General features: G+C 47.0%; 10 protein-coding genes and 1 pseudogene. All 11 read left to right on the top strand.

Going from position 1 to position 13,960, the window contains the following annotated elements; translation table 11 throughout:
• The first annotated feature begins 132 nt into the window (after positions 1-132).
• The 11 genes and pseudogenes from gyrA (at position 133) to AOC21_RS07460 (ending at position 13,953) form a co-directional block, all read left to right on the top strand.
• Positions 133-2,841, top strand: a complete 2,709-nt coding sequence (gyrA, locus tag AOC21_RS07510) for a DNA gyrase subunit A (RefSeq protein ID WP_215391385.1) — start codon at positions 133-135, stop codon at positions 2,839-2,841.
• A gap of 26 nt (positions 2,842-2,867) precedes the next feature.
• On the top strand, positions 2,868-3,965 hold the full coding sequence (gene serC / locus AOC21_RS07505) for a 3-phosphoserine/phosphohydroxythreonine transaminase (protein WP_215391384.1): 1,098 nt from the start codon (positions 2,868-2,870) through the stop codon (positions 3,963-3,965).
• Positions 3,965-5,044 (top strand): prephenate dehydratase, encoded by a 1,080-nt coding sequence (pheA, locus tag AOC21_RS07500; protein WP_215391383.1) that lies wholly within the window; start codon positions 3,965-3,967, stop codon positions 5,042-5,044. Before serC ends, pheA begins: the two co-directional genes overlap by 1 nt.
• A 41-nt stretch (positions 5,045-5,085) precedes the next feature.
• The gene (gene hisC, locus AOC21_RS07495; RefSeq protein ID WP_215391382.1) at positions 5,086-6,204 is read left to right on the top strand and encodes a histidinol-phosphate transaminase; all 1,119 of its coding nucleotides are present in this window, start codon (positions 5,086-5,088) and stop codon (positions 6,202-6,204) included.
• Positions 6,201-7,082 carry a prephenate dehydrogenase/arogenate dehydrogenase family protein gene (locus AOC21_RS07490; RefSeq protein ID WP_215391381.1) on the top strand — a complete coding sequence of 294 codons (882 nt, stop codon included), beginning with the start codon at positions 6,201-6,203 and terminating at the stop codon, positions 7,080-7,082. Before hisC ends, AOC21_RS07490 begins: the two co-directional genes overlap by 4 nt.
• A gap of 8 nt (positions 7,083-7,090) precedes the next feature.
• Positions 7,091-8,410, top strand: coding sequence for a 3-phosphoshikimate 1-carboxyvinyltransferase (aroA, locus tag AOC21_RS07485; protein WP_215392790.1), 1,320 nt, complete (start codon positions 7,091-7,093; stop codon positions 8,408-8,410).
• A gap of 14 nt (positions 8,411-8,424) precedes the next feature.
• Positions 8,425-9,087, top strand: a complete 663-nt coding sequence (gene cmk, locus AOC21_RS07480; RefSeq protein WP_215391380.1) for a (d)CMP kinase — start codon at positions 8,425-8,427, stop codon at positions 9,085-9,087.
• Positions 9,088-9,230: 143 nt separating this feature from the next.
• Positions 9,231-10,904 (top strand): 30S ribosomal protein S1, encoded by a 1,674-nt coding sequence (gene rpsA / locus AOC21_RS07475; protein ID WP_068324328.1) that lies wholly within the window; start codon positions 9,231-9,233, stop codon positions 10,902-10,904.
• A gap of 52 nt (positions 10,905-10,956) precedes the next feature.
• Positions 10,957-11,295: pseudogene (locus AOC21_RS07470) on the top strand (integration host factor subunit beta); the annotation flags it as partial.
• A gap of 66 nt (positions 11,296-11,361) precedes the next feature.
• On the top strand, positions 11,362-12,573 hold the full coding sequence (lapB, locus tag AOC21_RS07465) for a lipopolysaccharide assembly protein LapB (RefSeq protein ID WP_215391379.1): 1,212 nt from the start codon (positions 11,362-11,364) through the stop codon (positions 12,571-12,573).
• Positions 12,574-12,588: 15 nt separating this feature from the next.
• Entirely contained in the window at positions 12,589-13,953 is a 1,365-nt protein-coding gene (locus AOC21_RS07460) for a UDP-glucose/GDP-mannose dehydrogenase family protein (protein WP_215391378.1), read from the top strand.
• Positions 13,954-13,960 lie beyond the last annotated feature (7 nt).

Genomic DNA, 13,960 nt, shown 5'->3' with positions numbered 1-13,960 from the left:
ATTAAAGTCAAACTTAAATGTAATTCGCCCTACCTTGATGCAAAAACTGCAAAGCGACACATCTCAATTTCGTACAAACTGACAGAATCTTAGCATAGGGCCTACCTGTCATCAAAATGATATTATTTCTAGATGGAACAAGCCGCTAAAGAAACACTACCAATATCCCTCGAAGACGAAATGCGGCGGTCCTATTTGGACTACGCAATGAGCGTCATAGTCGGCAGAGCCCTGCCAGACGTGCGTGACGGCCTCAAACCGGTTCACCGCCGGGTCTTATTCGCTATGTATGAATTAAACAACGATTGGAACCGAGCTTACAAAAAATCTGCCCGTATAGTTGGCGATGTAATCGGTAAATACCATCCGCACGGTGATTCTGCGGTGTATGACACGATCGTTCGGATGGCCCAGGACTTCTCCCTGCGCTATATGCTGGTTGACGGACAGGGTAACTTTGGCTCCGTAGACGGCGATAACGCTGCTGCGATGCGATATACCGAGATCCGCCTCCGCAAGATAGCCCATGAGCTTTTGGCCGATTTGGACAAGGAAACGGTCGATTTTGGGCCAAATTACGACGGTAGTGAGAAAGAACCCCTGATTCTGCCTGCCAAAGTGCCTAATTTGCTGATAAATGGCAGCTCTGGCATCGCTGTAGGCATGGCAACCAATATTCCTCCACATAACCTGGATGAGGTGGTTACAGCCTGTTTACACGTACTTCACAACCCAGAATGCACGATCGATGAGCTGATCGAGATCATTCCAGCCCCAGATTTCCCGACTGCCGGCATTATTTACGGTGTTCAAGGGGTTCGTGAGGGTTATCGCACTGGTCGTGGTCGCGTTGTGATGCGTGCCAAAACCCACTTTGAAGATTTGGATAAGGGCGCGCGTCAGGCAATCATCGTTGACGAGTTGCCATACCAAGTGAATAAAAAGAACTTGCTCGAGCGTATCGCTGAGTTAGTGAATGAGAAAAAAGTAGAAGGCATTTCTGATTTACGTGATGAGTCAGATAAATCCGGTATGCGCGTTGTCATTGAATTGAAGCGCGGTGAAGTGCCTGAAGTCGTTCTCAATAATTTGTATAAGAGTACACAGTTACAAGATAACTTCGGTATGAACATGGTGGCCTTGGTAGATAACCAACCACGCTTGTTGAACTTGAAACAAATGCTGGAGTACTTCCTACAACATCGTCGCGAAGTCGTTACACGTCGCACGATTTTTGAATTACGTAAAGCACGCGATCGTGGTCACGTCTTAGAAGGTCTAGCTGTTGCGTTAGCAAACATCGATGAGTTCATTGCGATTATTAAAGCGGCTGCGAACCCTGTGATTGCTAAGCAAGAGTTGATGGGCAAAGCATGGGATTCATCGATGGTACGTGAGATGTTGGCGCGTGCTGAGACAGATACGCCAGGCGGCCGTAACGCTTATCGCCCAGAGGGATTGTTGCCTGAGTACGGCATGCAAACTACTGGCTTGTATCGTTTGTCAGATAGTCAAGCGCAAGAAATTTTGCAGATGCGTTTACAACGCTTGACTGGCCTTGAGCAAGACAAGATTGTTAACGAATACAAAGAAGTAATGGCAGAGATTTCTGACTTACTGGATTTGTTGGCGAAGCCAGAACGTGTAACTCAAGTGATTGAGTCTGAATTAAAAGAAGTGCAATCTGAATTCGGTATTGCTGGTGGTGATACTGGACGTCGTTCATTCATTGAAATGAATGCAACTGAACTCTTCACAGAAGATTTGATTACGCCACAAGATTTAGTGGTGACGCTTTCAAATACTGGTTATATGAAGAGTCAGCCGCTGAGTGAATACCGCGCACAAAAACGTGGTGGTCGTGGCAAACAAGCTGCCGCTACTAAGAACGAAGATTGGATTGAAACGCTCTTTGTAGCGAATACCCACGATACGATCTTGTGCTTCTCTGATCGAGGTCGTATGTATTGGCTCAAGGTCTGGGAAGTTCCGCAAGGAAGTCGCACTTCTCGCGGTAAGCCAATCGTTAATATGTTCCCGCTGATTGAAGGCGAGAAAATTACTGTGATTCTGCCAATTAAGGGCTATCAAGACGATCAGTATGTCTTTATGGCTACTAGCTTGGGTACCGTGAAGAAGACGCGTTTGTCTGACTTCTCTAATCCACGCAAGGCCGGCATTATTGCGGTTGACTTGAATGAAAACGACTTCTTGGTTGGCGCAGCGATTACCGACGGTCAGCACGATGTGATGTTGTTCTCTGACGCTGGTAAAGCAGTGCGCTTTGACGAGAATGATGTTCGTCCAATGGGTCGTACCGCACGTGGTGTGCGCGGCATGAACCTAGGCGAAGGTCATCAAGTGATTGCGATGTTAGTTGCTCCAGCGGAGGCTGCAGAAGGTGTTGAAGCGGCTGTAGTTGATGCAAACGGTATTGCGATTCCAAGCAGCGTGTTAACTGCAACAGAAAATGGTTACGGCAAACGTACGCCAATCGCTGAATACACTCGTCATGGACGTGGTACTAAAGGCATGATTGCGATTCAGACTTCAGAGCGTAACGGTAAAGTGGTTGCCGCTTCCTTGGTATCTCCAGAAGATCAAATCATGTTGATTACTACTGGCGGTGTCTTAGTGCGTACACGCGTTTCTGAAATCCGTGAGATGGGTCGCGCTACTCAAGGTGTTACTTTGATTAACGTAGATGAAGGTACACGCTTATCTGGCTTGCAGCGTATCGCTGAAAGCGATTCAGATGACGAGACTGATGACGCAGAAGAAGGTGATGTATCTGTAGATCCAGCAACCGACTCTAATGACGATACGGCAGGTGACGCTTAAGCGTCACCTCTAGACTAGAGCACATCATGACTTTTGACCGCCGCATTTTTAATTTCGCTGCGGGGCCTGCTACTTTGCCAGAAGAGGTGCTGAAGCAGGCTGCCGATGAAATGCTCAATTGGCGTGGACTCGGCACTAGCGTGATGGAGATTAGTCATCGCAGTAAAGAGTTCATGGAAGTGTATGAGGAGGTTGTTCAAGATCTTCGTACGCTGATGAATATCCCTGACACTTACGAGATCTTGCTCTTGCAAGGCGGTGGTCTTGGTCAGAATGCTGCTATCCCCATGAACCTCATGCCTTTGGCCAAGAATGGACCAAAGGCGGATTACATTGTGACCGGCGTATGGTCTGATAAATCTTACAAAGAAGCGCAGAAGTACGGTATTGCAAACCTAGCGGCTTCCTCTGCTGCAGAAAAATTCAATACGATTCCTTCAAGAGACTCATGGAAGTTATCGAGTGATGCTGCCTATGTTCTTTACTGCGCCAATGAAACCATTGGTGGTGTTGAGTTTCCGGATGTACCTGATGTAGGTAACACGCCACTGGTCGCAGATATCTCTAGCAATATTCTCTCTAAAGAGATGGATGTCAATCAATGCGCCGTTTGGTTTGGTGGTGCGCAGAAAAATATCGGCCCATCTGGTGTAACGATTGTGATTGTTCGCAAAGATTTAATTGGTCACAGTATGGGTATTACGCCAACGATTTGGGATTGGGCTATTCAGGCTAATACGCAGTCCATGATTAATACGCCACCGACTTTCTCAATCTACATGGCTGGCTTGGGATTTAAGTGGTTGCTCAAGCAAGGTGGCGTGAAAGCCATCGAAAAGCGTAATCAAGAAAAAGCGGATTTGCTCTACGGCTTCTTAGATCAAAGCAGTTTGTATGAAAATCGCGTCACAAAAGAATATCGCTCACGTATGAACGTGACTTTCTTCTTAAAAGATGAGAACCTGAATGCAGAGTTTTTGGCGCAATCGAACGCGGCTGGCTTAGTTGCCTTGCGGGGCCATAAGGCGGCAGGCGGTATGCGTGCCAGCATCTATAACGCGATGCCCATTGAAGGTGTAAAAGCCTTAATTGAATTTATGCGCGACTTTGAAAGGCGGGCTTAATGAGTACTGAAGAACAGCGCTTAGCTCCCTTACGGGAAAAAATTGACGCACTCGATGCGCAAATTTTAGATTTGCTGACTCAGCGCGCAAAAGCAGCGCAGGAAGTTGGCCATGTCAAAGGTGGTTTCTCATCGCCAGTATTTCGTCCAGAGCGTGAGCGCCAAGTAGTTGCGCGTTTGCAAGAAATAAATAAAGGTCCATTGCTGCCAGATGGTATCGCTGCGATTTGGCGTGAAGTGATGTCTGCATGCAGAGCTCTAGAAGCTCGCCAAGCGATTGCTTATCTTGGTCCAGTAGGAACATTTTCAGAGCAAGCAGCGCAAACCTACTTTGGGCACTCCATTGCAGGTTTGCCTTGTGCAAGCTTAGATGAAGTTTTCAAAGCGGTGGAGAAGGGCGCGGCGCAATTTGGTGTAGTGCCTGTAGAAAACTCTAGCGAAGGTGCTATCTCACGCACATTAGATTTGTTGCTTGATTCATCAATGCGTATTAGCGGTGAAGTGGTGCTACCCATTCGCCATCACTTACTGACCAAAAGCGGCAATTTAGATGGGGTTACAACCGTCTGTGCTCATGCCCAAGCATTAGCTCAATGTCAGCAATGGTTGAGCGTGCACGCCCCTCAATTAAAGCGTCAAGCTGTTAGCAGCAATGCAGAAGCAGCTCGCATGGCTGCTGCCGATCCTACTTTGGCTGCAATTGCTGGTGATCCCGCCCAAGAGGCTTATGGCTTGCAAGCAGTAGCTGCGCAGATTCAGGATGATCCGCATAACCGTACCCGTTTTGTTGTGGTTGGTAATTACGCATGTTCGTCTACTGGTAAGGATCAAACTTCTTTAGTGCTTTCAGTAGATAACCAGCCGGGAGCCGTGCATCGCCTATTGGCACCCTTAGCAAAACATGGTGTTTCAATGAATCGCTTTGAGTCTCGCCCTGCTCGTAAGGGCACTTGGGAATATCACTTCTATATTGATATTGCCGGCCATGCAGATGATGAAAAAGTGGTGAAGGCGCTTGAAGAGTTAAAAGGTGTTGCCGCTTTCTATAAGAACCTTGGCTCTTATCCACATTCGGCTTAATCAGAAACATCCGCAGTTAACTACAACATTAGTAAATCCAAATGACTTCTAAGATTGGTCTCAAACATATTCATGCGATTGCCCCTTATGTTGGCGGTCGTCCTATTAGCGAGGTTGCTCGTGAATACGGTTTGGATGAAAACAAAATTGTGAAGCTGGCTTCCAATGAGAATCCATTGGGTATGCCTAAGTCTGCCCAAGATGCCATGCTCAAGGCTGCTGGTGATTTGGGTCGCTACCCAGATTCGAATGGGTTTGAGCTGAAGAATGTTTTAGCTGATCGCTTGGGTGTACCGACAGACTGGATTACTTTAGGCAATGGTAGTAACGATATTCTGGAGCTGGCGGCCCGAGCCGTTGCACAAGCTGGCGATGAAGTGATCTTCTCTAAACATGCATTTGCTGTTTATCCCCTGGCGACGCAGGCTGTTGGTGCTAAGGCAATTGAGGTTCCTGCGACTGCAATCTATGGCCATGACTTACCAGCGATGTTGGCAGCAATTAAAGCATCTGGCGATAAAGCAAAGCTCGTATTTGTGGCCAACCCAAATAATCCAACGGGCAGCTACTTAACAGCAAAAGAAATTGAAGATTTTTTAGTGGCAGTTCCATCAAATGTAGTGGTGGTACTTGATGAGGCTTATAACGAGTACCTTACCCTAGAGCAACGCTACGATGCGATTGCTTGGGTAAAGCGTTTCCCAAATATGATTTTGTCGCGCAGCTTCTCTAAAGCATACGGTTTGGCTGGCTTGCGTATTGGTTATGGTGTGGCTCAGCCGCACTTAACGGATCTTTTGAATCGTATTCGTCAACCATTCAATGTGAATAGCTTGGCGCAGGCTGCAGCGATTGCAGCGTTTCAAGATACAGCATTCTTGCAGCAAGGTTTTGAACTGAATCAGGCTGGTTATGAACAGCTCACTAAGGCATTTGATCAATTGGGTCTGCGGTATTTGCCTTCTGCCGGAAACTTTGTTTTGGTTAAGGTGGGTGATGATGATCAGGCAGGCGCACGCATCAACTTAGAGTTGCTTAAGCGCGGCATCATTGTTCGCCCGGTAGGTAATTACGGTTTGCCGCAATGGTTACGTATCTCTATTGGCTTGCCAGAAGAAAATGCGGCTTTTATTTCTGCCTTAAAAGATATTCTTAAATGACCATCATTAATCCAGCGAGTAATTACGGCACTGTCACCATTGTTGGCGTCGGCTTGATTGGCGCCTCTTTAGGGTTAGCGCTTAAAAAAGCTGGCGTGGTGACTAAAGTATTGGGCGTAGGTCGTAGTAAAGAAAATTTAGATCAAGCGCAAAAGATGGGCGCGATTGATGGTGTAGTAGATTTAGTTGAGGCCGCAAAGCAATCTGATGTGATTGTGCTTTGCGTGCCAGTAGCGCAAATGCGAGCTGCCTTTGAAGTGATGGAGCCGCATCTTGAGTCTCGCACCATGATTACCGATGCTGGTAGCACTAAAGGTGATGTCATTCTGGCTGCTAAAGAGGTGTTGGGTAAGAAGGCCTGTCAATTTGTGCCGGCGCATCCGATTGCCGGTGGTGCTCAGCATGGCGCTAGCGCTGCTAAGGCAGATTTGTTCCAGGGTAAGCAGACAATAATTTGCCCATTGCAAGAAAATTCTCCTGAAGATACAACCTTAATTACTGGCTTCTGGGAAAGTGTTGGCTCTGAAGTGAAAAAGATTGGTGTCGTACAGCACGACGCGATTTATGCGGCTGTGTCTCATCTCCCTCACCTCTTGTCTTACGCTTTAATGGCAAGCGTGGTCAATTCCGAAGATGCTGAGCAAAAGTTGAGTCATGTAGGTGCTGGCTTTAAAGACTTCACTCGTATTGCCGCTTCTAGTCCAGAAATGTGGCGTGATATTTGCTTAGGCAATCGCACTGCCATTCTGAAAGAGTTGGACCAATATCTCTTGATCGTGAACCATATGCGCAAACTTGTCTCTGAAGGTGATGGCGCTGGTTTAGAAAAATTATTCAATAAGGCGAGCAAAGCACGTCAAGACTTGGACGTACTTTAATGAGCGGTTTGCCAGATATTAGCGTTGGGCCATTGAAGCGAGCGCAAGGCTCGATCGTATTACCTGGCTCCAAAAGCATCTCTAATCGTGCGCTGTTGCTTGCAGCCCTTTCTTCAGGTACGACTACCTTGACGAACTTGCTAGACGCGGATGACACGCAAGTGATGCGTAATGCATTGCGTCAACTGGGCTTATCTGTAACCGATAAGGCTGACAAGGTTTGCGTCGTTGAGGGTTGTAGTGGCAAGTTCCCCGTGCAGGATGCAGACCTCTTTATGGGTAATGCCGGCACTGCGATTCGTCCTTTAACTGCAGCGCTTGCAATGCAGGGCGGCAACTACCGCTTATCTGGTGTTGCACGTATGCATGAAAGACCGATCCGAGATTTAGTGGATGGTTTGCGTCAAGTGGGCGCAAAGATCGATTACGAATTGCAAGAAGGCTATCCCCCAATCAAAATCTTGGCGGCAGATATTCAGATCAAAGATGTTGTGAAGGTGCGTGGTGATGTATCTAGTCAATTCTTGACGGCATTGTTGATGGCTTTACCGTTGGTCGCAAACGAGCCGGTACGCATTGAAGTGATTGGCGAGTTGATTTCTCGTCCATACATCGATATCACTTTGAAGTTGATGGCGCGTTTTGGCGTCACAGTTGCTTGCCCTGATATGCAATCTTTCATCATTCCCGCAAAAACTTCAGACGCCGTATATAAAAGTCCTGGCCAATTATCGGTAGAGGGTGATGCCTCTTCAGCCTCGTATTTCTTGGCTCTTGGCGCTATCGGTGGCGGCCCAGTGAGGGTGCTTGGTGTAGGTAATGACAGTATTCAAGGAGATGTGGCATTTGCGGACGCGCTTGCGCTGATGGGCGCCAAGATTAACGCTGGTGAAGATTGGATTGAAGTGTCCGGCATGGAAAATGCCAATGGCAAACTCAATGGCATCACGATTGATTGCACAGAAATTCCGGATGCTGCAATGACGCTTGCGGTTGCGGCTTTATTTGCAGAAGGCCCAACGCGTTTAAATAATATTGCTAGCTGGCGCGTTAAGGAAACTGATCGTATTGCCGCGATGGCAAAAGAATTAAAGAAGGTTGGTGCAATCATAGAAGAGGGTGCCGATTACATCGTAGTTCAGGCGCCCGCTTCACAAAGTGATTGGAAGTCACCAAGCGAAGGCATTGATACTTATGATGACCATCGTATGGCGATGTGTTTCTCACTCGCTGCGTTTGGCCCAAATGCACTCAAGATCAATGATCCCAATTGCGTAGCAAAAACATTCCCAACCTACTTCGCAGAATTTGCGAAAGTAGTTAGCTAAGCCAAACCCTATTTATGAGTCTTCCACCAGTCATCGCAATTGATGGACCTACAGCCTCTGGCAAAGGGACGGTTGCCTCGCTCGTGGCAGAAAAGTTGGGATTTCATTATTTGGACAGTGGCGCACTCTATCGTTTGGTTGCCTTGGCTAGTGAAAAACAAGGAATTGACGTCAAAAATGCCCTCGAATTAGGCCTTTTAGTACCTAAGTTATTGATTTCATTCAAAAATAGTCAAATTTTCCTCAATGGCGAGGATGTCACTGAGGCAATTCGTACCGAAAACATCGGTTTAAGAGCCTCCGCTCTAGCAGTTCATCCTGAGGTCAGGGCTGCTTTAGTGGGTTTGCAGCGCAGTTTTCGCCAATTGCCAGGGCTAGTAGCCGATGGCAGGGATATGGCCAGCGTCATATTCCCAGATGCGGTTTTGAAGGTTTTCTTGACTGCAACGGCTGCTGCCAGGGCTGAGCGTCGCTATAAGCAATTGATAGCTAAGGGAATTTCTGCTAAACTTTCCGACTTACTGCAAGATTTGCAGGAGCGCGATGCCAGAGACAGTAGTCGAGGTACCGCACCCTTGTTAGTTGCAGATGGTGCAAAAGTGCTTGAGACATCAGATTTGTCGATAGATCAAGCAGTTAAGACGGTTTTAGATTGGCATCAATCCTCAATCGCCTAGTTTGTAGTTGTTTTAGTTGTAGCAGTAAGCAGTAGTTTTTGGTGTCTTAAGAAACTCCACAACGCGACTTTTCATTAGCGTGTTTCTTGAAGACTTTTTTAACCTAACCCGTCAGGCCTTCTGGCGGCACAAAGTGAATACACATGTCTGAATCATTTGCAGAACTATTTGAAGAATCATTAACCCGATCGAATATGAAGACCGGCCAAGTTATTTCGGCTGAAGTTCTTCGCATCGACCATAACTTCGTCGTTGTTAACGCTGGCTTAAAGTCTGAAGCGTTTATTCCTGTTGAAGAATTCCATAACGACGCTGGCGAGATTGAAGTAGCTCCTGGCGATTTCGTTTCTGTTGCTATTGACGCTCTTGAGAACGGCTATGGCGACACAATCCTTTCCCGTGATAAAGCTAAGCGCTTGGCATCATGGATGAACTTGGAAAAAGCTCTCGAGCAAGCTGAGATCGTTACCGGTACTGTTACTGGTAAGGTTAAAGGCGGCTTGACTGTAATGGTTAACGGTATCCGTGCATTCTTGCCTGGATCACTCGTTGACACACGCCCAATCAAAGACACCAGCCCTTACGAAGGTAAGACGATGGAGTTCAAGGTTATCAAGCTCGACCGTAAGCGTAACAACGTAGTGTTGTCACGTCGTGCTGTTGTTGAAGCTAGCCAAGGTGAAGAGCGTGCTAAGTTGATGTCTAACCTTAAAGAAGGCGCAGTGGTTACTGGCCTCGTTAAGAACATTACTGACTACGGCGCATTCGTTGACCTCGGTGGTATCGATGGCCTCTTGCACATCACTGACTTGGCATGGCGTCGTGTGCGTCACCCAAGCGAGATGTTGACTGTTGGTCAAGAAGTTACCGCTAAGATTTTGAAGTTCGATCAAGAGAAGAACCGTGTTTCACTCGGTGTGAAACAACTTGGTGATGATCCATGGGTTGGTATCGCTCGTCGTTACCCACCAAACACCCGTTTATTCGGTAAGGTAACTAACCTGACTGACTACGGTGCATTCGTTGAAATCGAATCTGGTATCGAAGGTTTGGTACACGTTTCTGAAATGGACTGGACTAACAAGAACGTTGCTCCAAGCAAAGCTACTGCATTAGGAACCGAAGTTGAAGTAATGGTTCTGGATATTGATGAAGACAAGCGTCGTATTAGCTTGGGCATCAAGCAGTGCAAAGCAAATCCATGGGAAGAGTTCTCACGTGCCCAACAAAAAGGCGATAAGTTGACTGGCGCAATCAAGTCTATTACTGACTTTGGTGTGTTCATTGGCTTGCCTGGCGGCATCGATGGCTTAGTTCACCTCTCAGACCTCTCATGGAATGAGCCAGGAGAAGAAGCTGTTAAGAAATACAAAAAAGGTGATGAAGTTGAAGCCACTGTATTGGCAATTGATGTTGAGAAAGAGCGTATCTCTCTCGGTATCAAGCAATTGTCTGGCGACCCATTCAATAACTACACATCTGTCAGCGACAAGGGTAGCCTCGTTACTGGTACTGTGAAAGCTGTTGATGCTAAGGGTGCAACAATTCACTTGGCTGATGAAGTTGAAGCTTACTTACGTGCTTCTGAGATCTCAACAGATCGTGTTGAAGATGCACGCAATGTATTGAAAGAAGGCGACAGCGTTACTGCAATGATCATTAATATTGATCGTAAGTCACGTGTTATCAATCTTTCAATCAAAGCAAAAGACAGTTCTGATCAACAAGATGCAATGAGCAAGCTCCAAGGTGATGCGCAGTCTGGCACTACCAATTTGGGTGCTTTGTTAAAAGCAAAATTGGACAATCAAGGCTAAATCAATTTCGCCGCTTTCCATGAGGAGAGCGGCGATTTTTCATTGATAGATCATGACAGATCAAGAGCAACAAGCAATTACCCGCTCCGAACTAGTGGAGAGCCTCGCGGAACAGTTTCCGCAGCTTTTGCCTAGGGACGTAGAGTTGGCGGTAAAAACTTTGCTGGACACAATGACTCATGCTTTGGCTGAGGGCAAGCGTATTGAACTGCGCGGTGTGGGAAGCTTTGTACTTCACCATCGTCCTGCACGTACAGGTCGCAATCCAAAGTCTGGTGAGAAAGTATTGATTCCAGAAAAACGCGTTCCGCACTTTAAGCCTGGCAAAGAGTTGCGCGAGCGAGTAGATTACAAGCCGTTGAAGCAGGCGGGCCCCAAAGAGGGTTCTGGTGCCTAAGATTCAGGCTAAACCTCAGTGGTCCATTCGGGCCATTTTTTTATTTAAATTCTGTTCAGCATGATTCAGATAGCTACCGCTTGGTTATTGCTACTACCAGTCATGTTTGGCATTGGTTGGTTAGCGGCGCGCTGGGATTTGCGTCTCGAGAATCGCATGGACGAACGGGAGCGCATGCGTCAGCAGCGTTCAACTTTTAAAGGTTTGAGTCTGCTTCTGAATGAGCAGCCAGATCAAGCAATTGAAACACTCGTCAAAATTGCACAACTAGATCCCGAGACAATTGAACTGCATTTCTCACTCGGAAATTTATTCCGTCGTCGTGGCGAGACTGAGCGCGCTATTCGGGTGCATCAGCATTTGGCCAACCGCGATGACTTAAAACCACGTGATCGTGATCATGCCGCCTATGAGTTGGGCCGTGATTTTTTGCGCGCTGGTTTGCTAGATAGAGCAGAAGCCTCACTCAATCGGGTGGGCGATGGTAAGTATGCTGAACCCGCAAAAGAAAGTTTGCTCGAGATGTATCAAATTGAGCATGATTGGAAAAAAGCCATCATTGCTGCAAGTGAGCTTGAGAGTCTGCAAGGTAAATCACACCATACTGAAATCGCACAATTTCATTGTGAGCTTGCTCAAGAGGCGCTACGTCGTAAAGACTTAGTTGAGGCAGAGCAATCAATTCAACGTGCGTTGCAGGCTGTCCCAAATCATGCCCGTGCATTAATTTTGCAAGGGGACTACTTGATAGCAATGGACCGACCTACTCAAGCAATTGAGGCTTGGAGCGTGATCGCTAAATCGCATCCTGCATACATGCATTTATTGGCAGATCGCTGGATGCTCGCGCACGCAGCGATTGGCAAGGAGAGTGAGGGCTTAGATATTCTCTATGAGCTTCTGAAAACTCAAGCTACAGGTGAGTTACTTGATTTTGTTCATAAGCATCTGATGAAAATTCGAGGACCTCAGGCTGCCAATGCCATGCTTTCAGATGTGATGCAGCATTCCCCAACCTTAATTGCTTTATCTAAGTTGGCTGAAACGCGTCTTGCATTAGAAGAGGGTAGCGCTAATCCAGAAAGACTATTGGAGCTGCAGTCGATTTTGACTTTATTGCGTCAGCGTACCACTAGCTTGGCGCGCTACACTTGTGGCAACTGTGGCTTCAGGGCGAGAAGATTTTATTGGCAGTGTCCTGGTTGTAATCATTGGGAGGCATACTCCCCAAGACGAAGTGAAGGTGCTGCACCTAGCGGCCCTTCTATGTAAAAGTTTGGAGAGAAATTGAAAGTCACCATTATCGGTAGCGGTTACGTAGGTCTTGTTACAGGCGCATGCTTAGCAGAGCAAGGCAATAACGTCTTTTGTGTAGATGTTGATCCCAAAAAGATTGAGATTCTCAATTCTGGCGGTGTCCCTATTTATGAGCCAGGCCTCAAAGAAATGATTGAGCGCAATCGTGCTGCTGGACGTTTGCAGTTCTCTACTGATATTGCAGCATCTGTTGCTCATGGCGATATTCAGTTCATTGCAGTTGGCACGCCGCCCGACGAAGATGGCTCAGCAGATCTTCAGTATGTTGTAGCCGCTGCGCGTAATATTGGTCGCCATATGACTACGCCTAAGGTGATCGTCGATAAATCGACCGTGCCAGTTGGCACTGCTGACAGGGTTCAAGCAGCCATTATTGAGGAATTGGAAAAAAGAAATTTATCTCCAGAGCTCTGCTCAGTGGTATCTAACCCAGAGTTCCTTAAAGAAGGCGCTGCCGTGGAAGACTTTATGCGCCCTGATCGTATTGTGATTGGCACCGAAGCCACTCCAGCCGGACTGCGTGCCAAAGAGCAAATGCGCAAGCTCTATGCTCCATTTAATCGTCACCATGAGCGTACTTATTACATGGATGTAAAAAGTGCTGAGCTCACTAAATACGCTGCGAATGCGATGTTAGCAACCCGCATCTCTTTTATGAACGAGTTGGCCAACTTGGCTGACTTAGTGGGCGCTGATATTGAAGCAGTGCGCCAAGGTATCGGCTCAGACTCTCGTATTGGCTATGGCTTTTTATACTCCGGCACTGGTTATGGTGGCTCATGCTTTCCTAAAGACGTTTCTGCTTTATCCAAGACCGCTAAAGAGCATGGTCGTGATCTGAAGATCCTTGACGCTGTCGAAGCAGTGAATGAATTGCAAAAGTACATCCTGGTCGAAAAGATCGAAAAGCGTTTTGGCAAAGATCTCAAAGGCATGAAGTTTGCTCTGTGGGGTTTAGCTTTTAAACCCAATACCGACGATATGCGTGAAGCGCCAAGTCGCGTCATCATTCAAGAGCTCGTTAAACGTGGAGCTTCCGTAGTGGCTCATGATCCAGTTTCAATGCCAGAAGCCAAGCACTGCCTAGACTTAGATTTTAAAGACAATCCAGCAGGGCTTAAACAAGTCTCGATGGTGGATGACCCCATGAGTGCCCTAGATGATGCTGATGCTCTAGTGATTGTGACTGAGTGGAAAGCCTTTAGAAGCCCAGACTTTGATCAAGTGCTACAAAAGCTCAAGCGCCCAGTGATTTTTGATGGTCGTAACCTGTATGAGCCTGCTTCTATGCAAGAATTAGGCATTGAGTACCATGGCATTGGTAGACATAATTAAAGTAGAT

The organism is Polynucleobacter sp. VK25, assembly GCF_018687355.1.
In the GTDB taxonomy this organism is placed as follows: Bacteria; Pseudomonadota; Gammaproteobacteria; order Burkholderiales; family Burkholderiaceae; genus Polynucleobacter.
This window is presented reverse-complemented; position numbering and strand designations above follow the sequence as displayed.

Excerpts from the sequence above, each read along its gene's own strand:
- hisC (WP_215391382.1), top strand. The coding sequence starts at position 5,086 with ATGACTTCTAAGATTGGTCTCAAACATATTCATGCGATTGCCCCTTAT.
- gyrA (WP_215391385.1), top strand. The coding sequence starts at position 133 with ATGGAACAAGCCGCTAAAGAAACACTACCAATATCCCTCGAAGACGAA.
- rpsA (WP_068324328.1), top strand. The coding sequence starts at position 9,231 with ATGTCTGAATCATTTGCAGAACTATTTGAAGAATCATTAACCCGATCG.
- AOC21_RS07490 (WP_215391381.1), top strand. The coding sequence starts at position 6,201 with ATGACCATCATTAATCCAGCGAGTAATTACGGCACTGTCACCATTGTT.
- lapB (WP_215391379.1), top strand. The coding sequence starts at position 11,362 with ATGATTCAGATAGCTACCGCTTGGTTATTGCTACTACCAGTCATGTTT.
- cmk (WP_215391380.1), top strand. The coding sequence starts at position 8,425 with ATGAGTCTTCCACCAGTCATCGCAATTGATGGACCTACAGCCTCTGGC.
- pheA (WP_215391383.1), top strand. The coding sequence starts at position 3,965 with ATGAGTACTGAAGAACAGCGCTTAGCTCCCTTACGGGAAAAAATTGAC.
- serC (WP_215391384.1), top strand. The coding sequence starts at position 2,868 with ATGACTTTTGACCGCCGCATTTTTAATTTCGCTGCGGGGCCTGCTACT.